We start from the raw sequence: 17571 nt of genomic DNA, 5'->3' as shown, positions 1-17571 counted from the left end.
TTTGCAATATGATAAGTCTACCACTTTTTATCAGTACACCAGAGCTTATGATAGTAGGCCTAGTGGTTATTTTAGTCTTTGGATCAGATAAACTTCCAGAGATCGCTCGTGGAATTGCTCGCGCAATGAATACGGTGCGTAATGCCACAGATGATATTAAGAACGAAATTTCTAAAACGGCAGATGAGCACGGCTTTACAGAGGACGTAAAACAAATCACCTCTAAAATAGAAGAAGTAAAAGATCAAATTGAAGAAACTGGCTCTATTAAAAGAAGGTTTTAATGTGGGAATGGCTTGTTGAATTAGATCAGCAAATTTTCAGATACATTAATGGTTCTTATTTTAATCGATTTGATGCTTTTTGGCTATTTGTGACAAGATTAGAAACTTGGTTGCCGCTATATATTACTTTTTTTGTTTTACTTATTGTAAAACTACCCAAGAGGTTAAACTACATCGCTTCACTAACTGTTATTGTAGCAACCCTTACTGCGATAGGTCTAACAGACCTAGTTAAAAACGCTGTCGCAAGGTTAAGACCTAATAACGAGCCTGTTTTACTGGATAGTATTAATATTTTACAGCGACCAGAGAATTTTAGTTTTTGGTCTGGTCATACCGCTGTAAGTATGACAGTTAGTTTACTAATGTTTTTGATATTAAATAATTATACCAAATCTAAATGGTGGCTGCTGTTTTTTATATGGCCTTTACTGTTTGCCACATCGCGCATTTTTGTAGGTGTGCACTACCCATTAGATGTGCTTGTGGGCGCTCTTGTAGGATTGTTTTTGGGAGCTGCCTTTTATAAGTTGTTGATGAATTTATTTAATCGATTACAACACACGACTTAAAGTTAATCCATCTCTAATAGAAAATAGTACAGTTTGCAAGCGTGGATCTTCCTTTAGTAGTTGATTAAACTCTAGTAAAATAGGAGTAGAATTATCTTTAGGATTAACCGTTTCTACAACTTTACCATGCCATAAAACGTTATCAGATAGTATTAAAGCACCAGGATTAACTTTCTCCATTATGGCGTGAAAATAATTAATGTAATTAGGCTTATCAGCATCTATAAAAATCATATCAAACTTACCTTCTAACGTTGGGATAATGTCTAATGCTGGACCTACTTTCTGTGTAATAGTGATGTTGTGATTTGCGCTTTCGCAGAAGCGTGCAAAATATCTTCCTGCTAGATCTTCAAGCTCTTCATTAATATCTATCGTTATGAGCTCACTGCCAGCAGGCATACCTTCAGCAATACAAAGTGCTGAGTAGCCTGTAAAAGTTCCTAATTCTAGGACACGCATTGGTGCTTTTAAATGGGAAATCATACTCAGTACACGTCCTTGATAAGCTCCAGATAACATAATGGCCTGTAAGACCTTTTGATGTGTCTCGCGAGTAAGATCTTTTAAAATTTGTGGCTCATCTTGGGTATGCGCTACAATGTAATCGTCTAGGTCGGTTGGTAGGAAAAACATGTTTATTCTCTAACTTGAATTGTATTATTGGAAATGGTTAGTAAGTATCTACAAATGTTTAATGTCAATCTATCCAGTAATCCTATTGTAAAACTCTTTTTTGGCGGTGTCGTTATCTCCAAATAACCATCGCACCACATGTTCATCCCACATGCCATCATAATCTTCTTGACTTATGATTTTACGATCCATAGCAAGGTCTAAAATTTTACCAGGATAACTAGATTGTTTTTCGCTATCCATTTCTCCTAATGGGTAAGGATCATCTAGCCCCATAAGAACTTGTTTTGCTCCTTGATTTTCTACCAGTAGTTTCAGTGAACCAGTGTCGTGTACTAACGTGTCAAAAAAGATATTAGGATGACCTACTGATTTACGTGGATGTGTTTTACCTTCAAACAAATCAGGTCTACCGTCAAAGCCTTGAATTCTACGACCGAGGTTCATTTGCGCAAGCTGTCCACCATGGGCAAAGCATATGCGCATACCTGGATATTTAAAAGCATACCCATTCAAAGTTAGAAAGTGGTAAGCATCTGCACACTGAGCGAGCATCCATATCAAATGAAAACGCCATGAGGTATTTTGTAATTTGATAAATTTCTCACCATCATAAGGATGAATTTCTACAGCTAGATTTAGTTCGCTAGCTAATTCAAAAATGGGTTCGTTTTCCTCATCAAAAATACATCGCCAGGTACCTATTGTATCCATGTAGTGTGTTGGTAAACAAAGCAGTTTCATGCCTAGCACTTTTACACAACGTTCTATTTCCCATAAAGCACCTCTTACAAAACCTGGGTGAACCACAAAACCACTTGTGAATTTAGAAGGATGATCATGTTGCACCTTTGCATTAAAATCATTTTGAAAACGCAAGGCCTGTTTCATTTCTTCTAGGCGCAAACCGTTTCCATATAGCTGGCTTAGATTCAAGATAACAGCATGATCTATTTTGTACTTATCCATCCATTCTAGTTTTTCATCTAGAAAAAAGCTGGAATCCGTAACAGGACGTGACCAATCCTTTTGTAACATGTTCTTGCGTTCAGGATCTACCCAAAAAATTCCTTTTTCACGCATGAAATCCGGAATCTGCTCTGGATATGGAAGTAAATGCGAGTGACCGTTAATGCGTAGTTTTTTTGACATGTTGCTAATTTAATACTATTCTTAATACCTTGAAATATGAATCTACAATAGGTTCATAAGAAGAAAAGAGTTCATCATCAATAGTGTCTAAGTTTAACTTTTTTTCTATTTCTATTAGAATCTCTGTTTGCTCTGCTCCGTGGTTGCTGATCAGTAGATCGTTATAAATATGGTCTTCGGGAAACAAGGCTTCTTTTGCTACGGCAGAATAATCTTGAATACTTGTTTTAACGGCATCTATTTGCTGCTGATGAAATCCTTGGGCTAGATAATGATTGTTAAATTCATCCCAGTCGTAATTCATAAGTTGACGTTCTTCAACGTACCCATTAATGAGTTTCTTACGTCTTTTAAATTCTCTATTTCTTCTGTAACTAAAAAGAAGAAGTAGTACTGCAACTAGGATAAAGTAAATCATCGTTTAAAATCTGCTATGTATTTTACGCCTTGCCTTATTGGGCCATAAAAAATAGTGCTGAAAAATTGTAAAATATCTTTATTAAAGACTTTTAGTTCTTCCTCCATCCACAGGTAAATTAATACCATTGATATAAGAAGCTTTTTCACTTGCTAGAAATGTGATGGCATTTGCCACCTCATCAGCTTCTGCAAATCTTCTTACTGGCACATAACTTTTCATTATGGCTGCAGCTTCATCTTCACTATGATTTGCACGTTGTGCTTTACCTTTGATAATAGCGTCTAGACGTTCCGTCGCTGTAAAACCTGGTAGTACATTGTTAACAGTAATGCCATGAGGTCCTAGTTCGTTGGATAAAGTCTTAGCCCAATTTGCTACGGCGCCGCGTATTACATTAGAAACTCCTAGAAAGTCGATAGGTGCTTTTACGCTAGTGGAAATAATATTGATAATACGTCCATAACCAGCTTCTTTCATGCTAGGGAAACAAGCTTTAGCCAGAATTTGGTTGCATTTTATATGTTGTGTAAATCCTGATTCTAGCGCACTCACCTCTGCATCGATAAGCCATCCAGCGGCAGGTCCACCAGTGTTATTGATAAGGATGTGTATCGGGTTCGCTTTCGCGAAAGCGTTTATTACATCACTTAACTCATCTGGTTTTGAAAAATCAGCTACTAGGTAATCGTGGTTTTGACCGTGTGATTGATCTAGTGTTTTTAAAACATCCTTAAGCTTATCTTCATTACGAGCTAAAAGTATTACTCGTGCACCAGCACTTGCAAATTGTTGCGCTGTCGCTTTTCCTATTCCGGCGCTGCTACCGCAAACTAATGCCGTTTTGTTGTGTAAATTAATCTCCATGCCGCTAAGATAATGATTTGGGCATACTGGACTCAAAAACGAGGTGCTTAATTATTCTAGAAATAATGTGATTTACATTCCTGTACGTATCGCCTCTACTGGATCTAAGCGAGACGCAGTTATTGCGGGAATAATTCCTGCAATAAGGCCTATAATAGCACTGACGCTAGTACCTAGAATGATGTTTTTAGTAGATAGGATAAAGTTAAAGTCTTCAACCATTGAGTTTGCGACGACAGTACCTAGCCACACAAATAGAAGACCAAATAAACCACCAAATAATGCTAAAATCACAGCTTCAAATAAGAATTGAAATAATATGAAACTATTTTTTGCGCCCAGTGATTTTTGAATACCAATCAAGTTAGTACGTTCTTTTACACTTACAAACATGATGTTTGCAATCCCAAATCCACCAACTAACATAGAGAATCCAGAAATGATTAGACCTATAATAGTCAGTGTTCCTGTAACCTGATCAAGAAAGTCTGCAAAACCTTTTAATGGATTGATAAAAAAGGTACTGATTTCATCATTTTTCAAACCTCGATAATTACGTAGTTTTTGCTCTAGTGTTGCAATAAACTCATCTTGATCCACACCTTTTTTAGGTTTTAATATCAGTGCAGTGGTTTTAGATTTATTGTTATCGCCATAGATTTTTCTAACAAAATTTACAGGGATAAACGCACTTTCGTCCTTAGGAGCACCTAAGTCTAGACCAGATCCTTGCTTACTGATCACGCCTATGATTGTAAATTTATTACCATACAGGCGTACTCTTTTGCCTAATGGATTAGTGTTTTTAAATAAATTTTGTGCCACCTCATAGCCTATAACAGCAACTGGTGCGCCGCTCACACTCTCGCTCTCACTGAAAAATCTACCTTGGTCTAGCTTTAGGTTTTCTAAATCATAAAACTCATTAGTGCCTGGTACGATGCTAACTCCGGTAGCTATTTTATCTTCATACTTAATGCTTTCTGGTGCAGAGAACATGGTAAAAGTCATGGCGTCTATGTCTTCCATACTGCGTTTAAGCATTTGAAACTCGTCATAAGAAACGTTAGGAAAGTTTTCATATTGATAGCGCTCGAGTTCAGTAGGTCCAAAAGAAACTTTTAAAACATAAATAGTAGAAATGTCTAGAGAACTTAATCCGTCGTTGATTTCTTGTTCTAAAGAATCTACAGCAGCAAGTACACCGATAATAGAGAAAATCCCAATGGTAACACCTAGTAATGAAAGAAAAGTGCGCAACAAGTTAGTGCGCAATGCACTCCATGCAAAAGAGAAACTTTCTTTTAAAAGACTTAAATAAATGAGCATTACTGCAGCCGGATTTTAGAATGGTTAAATCTACGTTATCTCATTGGACTATGATGTTGTAGAAATGTTACATAATTATACTTCTAAATGTGAAACTTGTTAAGTAATGGTGCAAAAGAAATGGCGCTTTGTTTTCCAATAAATAAATTAAAACCATAACAATCCATTACTTTTGCAACTTACTTTTTTAAGCATTTCACAACATGAGCAACATCACCGCAAAATCTGCATTAATTTCTGTTTTTCATAAAGACGGATTAGAACCTATTGTTAAGAAAATGAGCGAATTAGGAATCGCTATTTATTCAACAGGTGGTACTGAAAAATTTATTAACGACTTAGGGATACCTGTGATTCCAGTAGAGAATGTGACGTCATATCCATCCATTTTAGGTGGTCGAGTTAAGACATTACATCCTAAGGTATTTGGAGGTATTTTAAATCGTCGTGATCATGAAGGTGATGTGGCTCAACTTGCAGAGTATGATATACCGCAAATTGATATTGTTATAGTCGATTTGTATCCCTTTGAAAAGACGGTAGCTAGTGGAGCACCAGAACAAGATATTATTGAAAAAATTGACATAGGTGGTATCTCACTTATACGCGCAGCTGCAAAAAACTTTAAAGACACACTTTGTGTATCTACCATGGATGATTATGGTAAGTTGTTAAACGTGCTAGAAGAAGGAAATGGAACAACAACTGTAGATCAGCGCAAAGAATTTGCCGCAACAGCCTTTGATATTTCTTCTCATTATGACAGTGCGATATATAATTATTTTGCTGGTGATTCTGTGAATAAGTCTCTTAAAATGAGTCAACAAGATGTCATGCCATTGCGTTATGGAGAAAATCCTCATCAACGTGGCTGGTTCTATGGTGATTTTGAAAGTATGTTTACTAAATTACATGGTAAGGCGCTTTCTTATAACAATTTACTAGATGTAGATGCCGCTGTTAATTTAATGAGTGAGTTTGTGGATGACGCTCCGACATTTGCAGTCTTTAAACATAATAATGCTTGTGGAGTTGCTCAAAGAGATTCGATTCACCAGGCATATGTAGATGCTCTTGCTGGTGATCCAGTATCTGCATTTGGAGGGATTTTAATATCTAATGTAGAGATTGATGTGCCTACAGCGACAGAAATCCATAAACTTTTTTGCGAGGTGGTAATCGCACCTTCATTCGATCCTGCAGCACTTGAGATTTTAAAAGGTAAGAAGAATAGAATCATGCTGGAGCTTGTTGGAGATGCGCTTTCGCGAAAGCGTAACACTAACGCTCTAGAAGTAAGAGCTAGCTTAAATGGTTATCTAGTCCAAGATGCTAATCTAAAAACAGATACTAAGGAAGATTTAAAAACGGCAACTGAATTAGCTCCAACGGAAGCACAAATAGAGGATTTATTATTTGCTTCAAAGCTTTGTAAACATACTAAGTCTAACACTATCGTACTGGCAAAGAATAAACAATTGTGTGCTAGTGGAACCGGTCAGACGTCACGAGTTGATGCGTTAAATCAGGCAATTCATAAAGCGCAGTCTTTTAAATTTGATTTACAAGGTGCTGTGATGGCAAGTGATGCATTTTTCCCTTTTCCAGATTGTGTAGAAATTGCAGATAATGCAGGTGTTAAAGCCGTGATACAACCAGGTGGATCTATAAAAGATGAATTATCGATAGATTATTGCAATAAAAATGATATTGCGATGGTTTTCACTGGTACAAGACACTTTAAACACTAAGAATTGTGTTAGCTTTGTAAAGCTCAAGTAATTAAACCCTTTTTCCTCCTTAACACTTATGGGATTTTTTGATTTTCTAACAGAAGATATTGCTATCGATTTAGGTACGGCAAATACTCTTATAGTCCACAACGGTAAAGTCGTTGTAGATAGTCCATCTATTGTTGCACGCGATCGCACTACTGGAAAAATTATTGCAGTAGGTAAAGAAGCGGCAATGATGCAAGGAAAAACGCATGAGAATATCAAAACTATAAGACCATTGAAGGATGGCGTTATTGCAGATTTTGACGCAAGTGAGAAGATGATCTCGATGTTCATTAAAGAAATACCTGCGTTAAAAAAGAAGCTTTTTACTCCATCATTGCGCATGGTGATTTGTATTCCATCAGGTATTACAGAAGTGGAAATGCGTGCGGTAAAAGATAGTGCAGAGCGTGTTAATGGAAAAGAAGTTTATCTAATACACGAGCCTATGGCTGCGGCCATAGGTATAGGTGTAGATATCATGCAGCCTAAAGGTAACATGATCGTTGATATAGGTGGTGGAACAACTGAGATTGCAGTAATCGCTTTAGGAGGAATTGTATGTGATAAGTCTGTAAAGATTGCAGGTGATGTATTTACTAATGACATTGTTTACTACATGCGTACACAACATAACTTATATGTTGGAGAACGTACTGCTGAGAAAATTAAAATACAAATAGGTGCCGCAACTGAAGATCTAGAGGTGCCGCCAGAAGAGATGAGCGTTCAAGGACGTGATTTACTTACTGGGAAGCCTAAAGAGGTTAAAATTGGATACAGAGAAATAGCCAAAGCTCTTGATAAATCAATTTTACGAGTAGAAGATGCTGTTATGGAGACGTTATCACAAACTCCACCTGAACTTGCTGCAGATATATATAATACAGGAATATATCTAGCAGGTGGTGGATCGATGTTGCGTGGTCTTGATAAGCGTCTTTCTCAAAAAACAGATTTACCTGTTTATATTGCAGAAGATCCACTACGAGCTGTAGTGCGTGGTACTGGTTTGACTCTTAAAAATATCGAGCGTTACAAAAGTGTATTAGCTAAATAAAAGTTACTAGATGCAGCAAATTATCAATTTTCTGATCAAGTACAGAAACTTGCTGCTCTACCTGAGCTTATTATTGATTGCACTTGTTTTTACCGTTCAATCGCATAGCTATCATCGCAATTCATTTGTACATTCTACAGGTAATATAACGGGTTCTTTTTTAAGTTCTCGTAGTGGAATTTATGATTACCTAAATCTGAAAGAAGAGAATGATAAACTGCGTAAAGAAAATGCGATGCTACGCATGAAAGCTTTAGTTACAGCAGATACCTTACTAGGTGATGAGACCACATTTTTATTTTCTGAAGATGTCCCTTATCGAGTATTTCCTTCTCGCGTGATTAAAAATGATTATTCAAAACGAGATAATTTTATCACGTTAGATATAGGAATTGATCAAGGTATAGAACCTGATATGGGTGTGGTTACTACTAATGGTATTTTGGGGATTATTGATATATCAAGCAATCGTTTTTCAAGGGTTATCTCAATTTTAAATTCTGAAATTTCTCTAAACGCGCAAATTAAAGGTAGTAATGTCATAGGGTCGTTGACATGGGATGGGAATGATCCTTATATGATGTCCTTAGTAGATGTCCCTAGACTTGCTAAAGTAACTAAAGGAGATACTATAGTTACAGGAAGACAAAGTACTACATTCCCGCCAGATATTCTTATAGGTACTATTAGAGATGCTCAACTGGTAGAAAATGGTAGTCGCTATAAAATTGATGTTGCTCTGTTTAATGATATGACAGATATAGGGACTGCATATGTGATTAAAAGTCGCGATGTGAAACCATTACAAATTATTGACACACTAACTACTAATGTCAATGAATAGCACATTGTTAAATAACGTCGTACGTTTTATAGCCTTACTATTATTACAAGTATTTGTAATGGATGAAGTAAATTTTATGGGCTATATCAGTCCATTAGTTTATTTGTTATTTATTGTGTTGTATCCTGTTGATAATAACCGATGGTCTTTTTTAATTCTATCTTTTTTACTAGGTTTAATTGTTGATACTTTTCAAGACACCGGTGGTGCTCACGCCGCAGCCTCATTAACACTTGCATTCGTGAGACCAGTACTGCTTAAACTGGTTTATGGAGAAGGATATCTTACCAAGAACCTTAAAATCTTAAAATCACCATTAGATCGATTTTCTTTATTACTTGTACTAGGTGTTTTAATACATCATTTAATATTGTATTTGCTCATATATTTTAACATCAGTCAGGTACTTCAGGTGTTGCAAATGACGTTGTTTATAGGCTTGTCTTCTATCTTTATGGGAGTCGTTTTGTTTGTTTTATTTGGATGGCGCAATAAATCATGAAAAGATTATTATTCTTTTTCTTAGTTACCATAGTGGGACTTACTTTGATAGGTAGGGTTTTCTACCTTCAAATAATTAAGGGTGATTCCTATAAGCTTAAATCAGAATTAAATGCTGTTAAAAGTATTTATGACATCCCAGAACGAGGCTTTATTTACGATCGCGATGGAGATTTAATGGTGGCAAACCAAGTCGCTTACGATATCATGATGATTCCTAAGGAGCTTAAAAAATTTGATACCCTACAATTATGCACGCTATTGCAAATGGATAAGACTAGATTAAAGTCTAAAATTCAGGATGCAAAAGATTGGTCATGGCAAAAAGGAAGCGTAATCGTTCCTCAACTCACACAAGAAGAGTTTGCGCCCTTGCAAGAGAAATTACGTAAGTTCCCTGGGTTTTATGCTCAGAAAAGATCCTTGCGTAAATATATGGTAGATCATAGTGCTAGTGTATTGGGCTACATACGTGAGGTAAGTCCTGAGAAAATTAAAAAAGATCCTCGATATCAATCTGGAGATTTATCTGGTAAAGCAGGAATTGAACTCCAATATGAGCAAGAATTAAGAGGTAAAAAAGGAGTGAAACACTTTATAAGAGATCACTATGGGCGACCTAAAGAATCTTATGAAAATGGTAGATATGATACCATACCTAATTCTGGATTAGACCTGACGGTAACATTAGATAATGACTTGCAGGCATATGCAGAATTATTGATGAAAAATAAACGAGGTGGAATAGTTGCGATTGAACCACAGACTGGTGAAATTCTAACTCTAGTTACTGCACCATATTATGATCCTGCACTGTTGATGGGACGTGATCGTTCTAAAAACTCTGTTCTGATTTTTAATGATACCATAAAAAAGCCTGGTGTTAATAGAGCTCTTCAGGCAGAGTATGCACCAGGCTCACCATTTAAAGTTATCAATGCGTTAGTAGGTCTACAAGAAGGTGTAATCACAACGACTGAGAAATTGAGGTGTAATCATGGATATGATTATGGCGGTAGAAAACCATTAGGATGCCATAGTCATCAATCACCTCTTGCTTTAAATACAGGTATTGCCGAATCATGTAATGCTTATTTTGCACAGGTTTACCGACGTATTATAGAAAAAGGAAGTACTCCTGAAGAAGGAATGGATAATTGGAATAGGCATGTTACTAGTTTTGGTCTAGGAGATTATTTAGGTTACGATCTTCCGGTAGGTCGAGCAGGATTAATACCAGATGGCAAATACTATTCTAGCCGATATAAATATAAATGGTATGCACCTACTACGATTTCAAATGCGATAGGGCAAGGTGAGGTAATCACAACACCTATACAACTGGCTAATATGACGGCTGCGATAGCAAATCGTGGATATTTTTATAGACCACATATTATTAAAGCTATTGATGGCGAACCTATTGATAATCCAGATTATACAGTAAAAAATTACACCACCGTTGATGCTCGACATTTTGAACCAGTAGTGGAAGGAATGACAGCCGTTTATAAAACTGGAACAGCAAAGTATGCACAAATCCCAGGAATAGAAATTTGTGGTAAGACTGGTACCGTAGAAAACTTTGTTAAGATTGATGGTAAACGCACACAACTTACAGATCATTCCGTATTTATAGCTTTTGCACCAAAAGATAATCCTCAAATAGCGATTGCAGTATTTGTTGAAAATGGTTATTGGGGTTCTCGATATGCTGCAAAGATTGCCAGTTTACTCATTGAAAAACATATCAAAGGTGAGATTACTCGTAAAGATTTAGAAAAATATTTACTTACGCATAGCTTAGAGTATGAGTATGAAAAGCAATATAGCGGCGAGCCCTTTGAAATAAACCCTAAAGTGGATAAAGGCCTTATTGCACCACAACCTAATGCTTTAAATCCGTAAAATGGGAATAGGAGATAAGCCTAAGTTTGATATCTATATCATTTTAATCTATCTAGCCTTACTATTGATAGGTTGGTTGACCATATACTCTGCTGCTCAAGTTTCTCAATACCATGGTATTCTAGATATGGATCAACTGTACGGCAAGCAAATCTTATGGATTGGATTAGCGTTTCTAATTATCAGCTTCATACTGGCAATGGATGTGAAGTTTTTTGAACGTTTTGGAAGTATTATTTATATTATTTCACTCTTATCATTATTAGGCTTGTTCGTTTTTGGTAAAGAGTTAAATGGAGCAAAATCTTGGTACTCTTTAGGTAGTATGACCTTACAGCCCAGTGAATTTGCAAAGGCGGCAACAGCTCTAGCCGTCGCAAAATTTTTAAGTGGTATTAATATATCACTTAAAAATACTAAAGACTTACTACTAGTAGGTCTTATCATAGCATTACCAGCTTTGTTTATTATACCACAACCAGATCCAGGAAGTGCACTAGTCTATGGCGCATTTTTCTTTGCTCTTCATAGAGAAGGTTTATCCTTGTGGTATCTCAGTCTGGTATTAGTAGCAATAGGTTTGTTCTTGGGGACTTTAGTTTTAGGAACATGGTGGATTGCATTGATTATTTTAATCGCGATGACCGTTATTTACTTGCTTTCGCAAAAGCGTAGACATAAAAAGCGATTGCCTAAACCTAGAATCATTCTGTTTTTAATCATATCTGGTGTATGTGTTTTGTATTCTCTTTCCACAAATTATATATTTAATAACTTGTTAGAAGACAGACACAGAAATCGTATCGATATCGTATTAGGTAGGGTAGAGGATAATCAAGGTGTAGGTTATAATATTAATCAAAGTGTTATTGCTGTGGGAAGTGGCGGTTTTGCTGGTAAAGGACTTTTAGAAGGTACACAGACGCAAGGTGGATTTGTGCCGGAGCAAGAAACTGACTTTATCTTTAGTGCCATAGGTGAAGAATGGGGATTTATAGGTGCGTCGTTAGTCATTATCTTATTCATGTCCTTATGCTATCGATTGATTATTATGGCCGAAAGACAGAAGAATCAATTTGCCCGTATATATGGTTATAGTGTGGCAGGAATTTTCTTTATACATTTTTTCGTAAATATAGGTATGGTATTGGGCTTACTACCTACCGTTGGAATACCGTTGCCATTTATGAGTTATGGTGGTAGTGGTTTATGGGGTTTTACCATATTATTATTCATTTTTGTGAAATTAGATGGTCATAGAATGAGCTATGAACATTAAATGAGTTTATGAAATTACTGAAAGGTTTATTCCATGTTCTAATGGTCATAATATTGACATTAGTTACCCAAGTAGGTGGATTGATATGGATTCTAGTTTTCGGCTATTTTAAATATTGTAAATCAAATTGGATTTTATGGAAAAGACTTAGTGTTTTCTGTGTCGTTTACATCTTTTCTATTTTTACTATAGTACCTATAGCGGCAAGTATCGATAATCGTAAAATGTTGCCAGTGTTTCATGAAACCATACGACCACATAACATGGGGTACGTTCTATTATGTCGCAATTATGTGCGCTATGATTTGTACACAGTTCTAGAAGATGTTTCTGATAATTATAGAGATTCAAAATATAATGGATTGCAATTGGTGTACCTAGATGCAGGCTTTCCTTTCATAAATGGTTTTCCATTATTACCACATCTAAGTCATAATGATGGGCGCAAAGTGGATGTGGCTTTTGTATATAAGGATGGAACTAGAGGTTCTCATTACAATTTGAATCCTTCGTTAATTGGATACGGAGTTTATGAAGAGCCTCGAGATAATGAGTTCAATCAAACACAGGCTTGTGAAGATGCTGGTTACTGGCAGTACGATTATGCTAAAGCGCTAGGATTTAATGTAGATAAAGATGTGTCGTTAAATGAACAGCTTACTAAACAACTAATTGAGCAAATACAGTCGCATCCTAAGGTGCAAAAGATATTTATCGAGCCTCATTTAATCAAACGCTTAAATATTAAAAATATAAATACTAAATTAAGGTTTCATGGCTGTCATGCGGTAAGGCACGATGATCATATTCATTTTCAAGTAATCCCTTAATTGAGAATTACCATCCTTTACTACTATTTGAGGCTTCTAGTTCATTCTCTACATGATCGGGTATTTGAGAGAAGAAATCTATACCAGTTTGTTTTTCTATTTCGTCTACTGACGTAACATAATCGTAGATAGGTTTACTACTAGCTTTATGAGGCATTAAAAAGGCTAGTATTTTTTCATTACCACTTTTATCTTGTCTATAAATTATTTTATAAAATGCAGATGGTACCGTCACATTTTCTGTGCCTATTTCATCCATGTTACCTTTAAAAACAGGTCCGGTCACTACATATAGTTCATCGTATCGTTTAGCATAGTATCGCGTTTTTTGTTCTAGTCGATTCCATATACCAGCATTGAACTCGTGTTCTTGTGGACTTATATTTGATGTTAGGAAGGTTTCTTCATATACCTTTTTGCTACCTGTTCTATCACCTGCTGGTACTAAATGACCTCTATCATATCCACTTTTTTTATAATTGCGCCAGTGCGCAGCACCAGTTTTTACTGAGTTATCAATTTCAAAATAAGGTCTTTTAAAGTTATTATTAGTAATGTCGCTTTCTCTTAGTACATGAGCTGTCCATTCGGCTTGCTCATGTTTTTCACTATAAGAGAGGCTGTAGGTACTGTGGTGTATGACCTGATTGTTTGAACTAGGCAAAAAGTCTTTACGTGATAAAGGTTTGAATCCATCAGCATCTTGATCATTTATAGTCTGCTGATTTTCTTGTTCAAGTATATGCTGAGAAGCTTCTTCATTACGGTGCGTTTCATAAAAATAAAAACATACAGCGATAACTATAAGTATGATTGCGTAGATCGATTTTTTCATATTAAGTAGTTTTTACATCTAGCGCATCTCTTAAGGCATTTCCTAAGAGCATGAATGCCATTACTAGTGTCATGATTGCTATTCCAGGTACAAGCGCAAGATAAGCTTTATCTAAAATGATGTATTGATAGTGATCTTTTATCATACTACCCCAACTAGGCATAGGTGGTTGTGCTCCTATTCCTAAGAAGCTTAAACCACTTTCTATAAGAATTGCTGCTGCAAAGTTAGCTGCACTGATTACAATAATAGGTGCCATGATATTAGGTAAGATATGTTTTGTAATAATTCGATAACTGTTGAATCCTAATGCTCTTGCTGCGGTAACATACTGGAATTCTTTAGCGACAATTATTTGTCCTCGGACTACACGGGCTACTTCTACCCACATGGTGAGTCCTACCGCTATAAAAACTGTAAAGAAGCCTTTTTCTAAAGCGATGCTTATAGCAATAACCATTAATAGAGTAGGTATGGACCAGGTAACATTAATCAACCACATAATGATGGTGTCTATGAAACCGCCAAAATATCCAGCTAATGCGCCCAGTGTAATACCTATGATTAATGATATAAAAACGGCGATAAAACCTATCGAGATGCTAATTCTTGCACCTATCATCATGCGGCTTAATAAATCACGACCATATTTATCAGTACCTAATAGAAATGTTTTATGCGAGGTGTAGCTTTCGCGAAAGCGTGATAATTCCATCCCATCTGCTACAGCAAAGTTTGCATCTACAAAATCAAGTTGGGAACCATTAACATCATAAGGTCTATAATAACTCCGATCATTTTCAATTTTTAGTTCGGAATAAGGTATTTCTTCTTGATTTGATTTGCGGCCATTCCACCAGTCCCAAATACTAGAAGGAAGACTAGCCACAGGAAGCTCTAACATGTTTACTTCAAAACCTGGTGGTTGTGAGTGAATAGATAGGTGCATCTGGTTGGCATATGCTGTGTTGTCTGGTGCAATGATATAAGCAAATAAAGCGATTACTATATAAAAAGCAATCACGCTTAAACTCAAAACGCCCCAAAAATTCCTCTTGAATTTTTGGAGCGCTAAAGTCGTTAATGATGCCGATTTATGTGACATTAATTTTTAATGGTAGATACTCTTGCATTTTGAATATTAGAAACTTTCAAATCTTTGAGTACGTTAATTGCTTCTGCAAGATACACATCTTGAGAAAGACTCTTGTGCCAGCGTTCACGCTTTTCTGCAAGTAAGCTATCTTTTGCAATTAATTCTTTTTCATAATTTACATATTCAAAAGATAAATCGTTTTTATAGTCCTCTAGTTTTTCAAACTTTTCTGTTTCTTTTTCTAAACGATGAAGTCTTTCTTTGTAAGCTGTATAGTTTAATGGTATTATATTTTCTTCTCGTTGATCACTCATCCATTTTGCATTTTCATCGATAAGTTGAAACGTTTCATTAGAATTAATTCTAGCTTGGGATTTTGCAATGGTGCTATTAAAATCTATATACTTATTAAATTTAGTATACGATGCAGCTGGAATTTCATCATAAGGTAATGGGAATTCCTCATCGCGTTCACCTATGTCAATATAGCTATAACGATCTGGAGTTATGATATCACTTTTTACACCTTCTAATTGGGTGCTTTTTCCATTGATTCTATAGAATTTTTGAGTAGTCAATTTAATGGCTCCTAGGTCACCTAGATCGCTATTGCGCACCCATCTATTCAAATCTTCAAAATTTTGAACAGTTCCTTTTCCAAATGTTTGCTTAGACCCAATGATAACAGCACGTTCATAATCCTGTAATGCGGCTGCTAGAATTTCTGAGGCACTTGCCGATAATTCATTAACCATAATTACTAATGGACCATCCCATATAATACTAGGGTCATCATCACTATATGTTTGAGTACGTTCATTTTTAAGTGCCACCTGCACAACAGGTCCTTTTTCTATAAAAAGTCCTGCCATTTCTATAACTTCTCTTAATGATCCACCACCATTATTACGCAAGTCTAACACAAGACCGTCCATGCCCTGCATTTTAAGACGCTCGATTTCTTTTTTAATATCATCTCCAGACGCACGACCATTTCTATTTTCCATGTCAAAATAAAACTTAGGTAGATTGATCAATCCATAGTTAATACTGCCTTCAGGATCTTTTACAATTACTGACTTAGCAAATGTTTCTTCTATTTCTACTACATCACGTGTTAGAGTTACATCTTCTATTGTACCGTCAACACGTTTAAGAGTTAAAATCACTTTAGTTCCTTTAGGACCTTTAATAAGATCCACTGCATCACTAATACGCATTCCGACAATACTTGTTGCCACAGTATCTTTTTCTTGTGCTACTTTTAAAATTACATCACCTACTTCTACATCTTGACTTCTCCATGCTGGTCCACCAGATATAATTTCTAAAACCTTGATGTAATCCATTTTCTTTTGTAATCGAGCGCCTATACCTTCTAACTTACCACTCATTGCTGTGTCAAAACGATCTTTATTTTGTGGAGCAAAGTAACTCGTGTGAGGATCAAAGTAAGCCATCACGCTATTTAAGTATAGGGAGAAATAATCTAATCTTTCAATGTCTTTACTGAAGTCAAAGTTTTCTTCCATAGAACGCTTTACTTCATCACGTACTTCTTTTTCAATGGCAATTACAGTTTTTCTTTCATTTTCAGGCTTGTCTTCCTGCTCCTCCATTTTGTCATAATAACTACCCAAAGCACTTAATTTTAACAACTTGCGCCAGTGGTTTTTAAGTTCTTTTGAATCTTTTGCATAAGGGATGTTTTCATAATCCGTATCCATAACCTCATCTTTATTAAAATCAAAAGGTTCTTTGATAACCTGAGAAAATAGCTTCTCAGCTTCTTTGCGTCTTTGCTCTAATCTCTCATAAGTAAGTGTAAATAACTGAACTCTACTATCTCTGATTTCATCATCTAATAAAAACTCATAGTTAGCAAACTCTTGATAATCAGATTCTAGAAAATATCTTTTTGCTGGATCTAAATCATTGATGTAATTTTTAAAAACCTTTTGAGAAAATTCATCTGTTAGATCAGCAGGTGAGTAGTGATTGCGTTGTAATACATGTGATATAAGGTTTACTAAAAGCTCTTCCTTATCTTTATCTCCTGGATCGATATCTTTAGTAAAACTACAACTGGCAGTAGCTGCGAGCAAAACTAATATGGCAATTGCCACGTTATTTTTTATAAAATTCATAAGTCCTTTCATTTGTCTATTCTAGTGATGTAAAA

The 17571-nt window shown here is 35.8% G+C and carries 17 protein-coding genes; 9 read left to right on the top strand and 8 right to left on the bottom strand.

From position 1 onward, the window contains the following. Positions 1 to 8: 8 nt before the first annotated feature. Positions 9 to 284 (top strand): Sec-independent protein translocase subunit TatA/TatB, encoded by a 276-nt coding sequence (locus IL45_RS07630; RefSeq protein ID WP_036582374.1) that lies wholly within the window; start codon positions 9 to 11, stop codon positions 282 to 284. Continuing rightward, positions 284 to 856: a phosphatase PAP2 family protein gene (locus IL45_RS07625; protein WP_036582372.1), complete on the top strand. Its 573-nt coding sequence runs from the start codon at positions 284 to 286 to the stop codon at positions 854 to 856. Before IL45_RS07630 ends, IL45_RS07625 begins: the two co-directional genes overlap by 1 nt. Here the strand turns inward: IL45_RS07625 and IL45_RS07620 are convergent. The 5 genes from IL45_RS07620 to IL45_RS07600 all read right to left on the bottom strand — a co-directional run bounded on the left by IL45_RS07620 (position 839) and on the right by IL45_RS07600 (position 5258). Beyond that, positions 839 to 1492: an O-methyltransferase gene (locus IL45_RS07620; RefSeq protein ID WP_036582370.1), complete on the bottom strand. Its 654-nt coding sequence runs from the start codon at positions 1490 to 1492 to the stop codon at positions 839 to 841. The genes IL45_RS07625 and IL45_RS07620 overlap by 18 nt on opposite strands. A 69-nt stretch (positions 1493 to 1561) precedes the next feature. Continuing rightward, positions 1562 to 2644 (bottom strand): amidohydrolase family protein, encoded by a 1083-nt coding sequence (locus IL45_RS07615; RefSeq protein ID WP_036582367.1) that lies wholly within the window; start codon positions 2642 to 2644, stop codon positions 1562 to 1564. Between the two features lie 4 nt (positions 2645 to 2648). After that, a complete protein-coding gene (locus IL45_RS07610) occupies positions 2649 to 3062 on the bottom strand; it encodes a hypothetical protein (RefSeq protein ID WP_036582364.1) in 414 nt (137 codons plus the stop codon). A gap of 81 nt (positions 3063 to 3143) precedes the next feature. Continuing rightward, positions 3144 to 3929, bottom strand: coding sequence for an SDR family oxidoreductase (locus IL45_RS07605; protein WP_036582362.1), 786 nt, complete (start codon positions 3927 to 3929; stop codon positions 3144 to 3146). Positions 3930 to 4001: 72 nt separating this feature from the next. Next, complete coding sequence (locus IL45_RS07600) at positions 4002 to 5258, bottom strand: ABC transporter permease (protein WP_036582359.1); 1257 nt, start codon at positions 5256 to 5258, stop codon at positions 4002 to 4004. 203 nt (positions 5259 to 5461) lie between these two features. Here IL45_RS07600 and purH point away from each other — a divergent pair, with 203 nt between their 5' ends. Genes purH through IL45_RS07565 form a run of 7 tightly spaced genes read left to right on the top strand, consistent with a single transcriptional unit; the run spans position 5462 to position 13458 of the window. Beyond that, complete coding sequence (purH, locus tag IL45_RS07595) at positions 5462 to 7009, top strand: bifunctional phosphoribosylaminoimidazolecarboxamide formyltransferase/IMP cyclohydrolase (protein WP_036582357.1); 1548 nt, start codon at positions 5462 to 5464, stop codon at positions 7007 to 7009. A gap of 58 nt (positions 7010 to 7067) precedes the next feature. Then, complete coding sequence (locus IL45_RS07590) at positions 7068 to 8096, top strand: rod shape-determining protein (protein WP_036582354.1); 1029 nt, start codon at positions 7068 to 7070, stop codon at positions 8094 to 8096. A 10-nt stretch (positions 8097 to 8106) separates the two neighbouring features. Continuing rightward, positions 8107 to 8940, top strand: a complete 834-nt coding sequence (gene mreC, locus IL45_RS07585; protein WP_036582352.1) for a rod shape-determining protein MreC — start codon at positions 8107 to 8109, stop codon at positions 8938 to 8940. Continuing rightward, a complete protein-coding gene (locus tag IL45_RS07580) occupies positions 8933 to 9442 on the top strand; it encodes a hypothetical protein (protein ID WP_036582350.1) in 510 nt (169 codons plus the stop codon). Before mreC ends, IL45_RS07580 begins: the two co-directional genes overlap by 8 nt. Beyond that, positions 9439 to 11349 carry a penicillin-binding protein 2 gene (gene mrdA, locus IL45_RS07575; protein ID WP_036582347.1) on the top strand — a complete coding sequence of 637 codons (1911 nt, stop codon included), beginning with the start codon at positions 9439 to 9441 and terminating at the stop codon, positions 11347 to 11349. The genes IL45_RS07580 and mrdA overlap by 4 nt, the downstream gene beginning before the upstream one ends. A gap of 1 nt (position 11350) precedes the next feature. Then, positions 11351 to 12628, top strand: coding sequence for a rod shape-determining protein RodA (rodA, locus tag IL45_RS07570; RefSeq protein ID WP_036582344.1), 1278 nt, complete (start codon positions 11351 to 11353; stop codon positions 12626 to 12628). A gap of 8 nt (positions 12629 to 12636) precedes the next feature. Beyond that, positions 12637 to 13458, top strand: coding sequence for a hypothetical protein (locus IL45_RS07565; protein ID WP_036582342.1), 822 nt, complete (start codon positions 12637 to 12639; stop codon positions 13456 to 13458). Between the two features lie 7 nt (positions 13459 to 13465). Here IL45_RS07565 and IL45_RS07560 read toward each other — a convergent pair whose 3' ends face one another. The 3 genes from IL45_RS07560 to IL45_RS07550 are packed head-to-tail and all read right to left on the bottom strand — an operon-like array spanning position 13466 to position 17536. Continuing rightward, positions 13466 to 14293 (bottom strand): DNA/RNA non-specific endonuclease, encoded by an 828-nt coding sequence (locus IL45_RS07560; RefSeq protein ID WP_036582340.1) that lies wholly within the window; start codon positions 14291 to 14293, stop codon positions 13466 to 13468. Between the two features lies 1 nt (position 14294). Further along, positions 14295 to 15398, bottom strand: a complete 1104-nt coding sequence (locus tag IL45_RS07555; RefSeq protein WP_036582337.1) for an ABC transporter permease — start codon at positions 15396 to 15398, stop codon at positions 14295 to 14297. Next, positions 15398 to 17536: a carboxy terminal-processing peptidase gene (locus tag IL45_RS07550; RefSeq protein WP_036585194.1), complete on the bottom strand. Its 2139-nt coding sequence runs from the start codon at positions 17534 to 17536 to the stop codon at positions 15398 to 15400. Before IL45_RS07550 ends, IL45_RS07555 begins: the two co-directional genes overlap by 1 nt. Positions 17537 to 17571: the final 35 nt, after the last annotated feature.

Source organism: Nonlabens ulvanivorans (assembly GCF_000732625.1).
Lineage (GTDB): Bacteria > Bacteroidota > Bacteroidia > Flavobacteriales > Flavobacteriaceae > Nonlabens > Nonlabens ulvanivorans.
The sequence above is the reverse complement of the archived record's forward strand: the minus strand, read 5'-3'. Positions and strand labels throughout refer to the sequence as shown.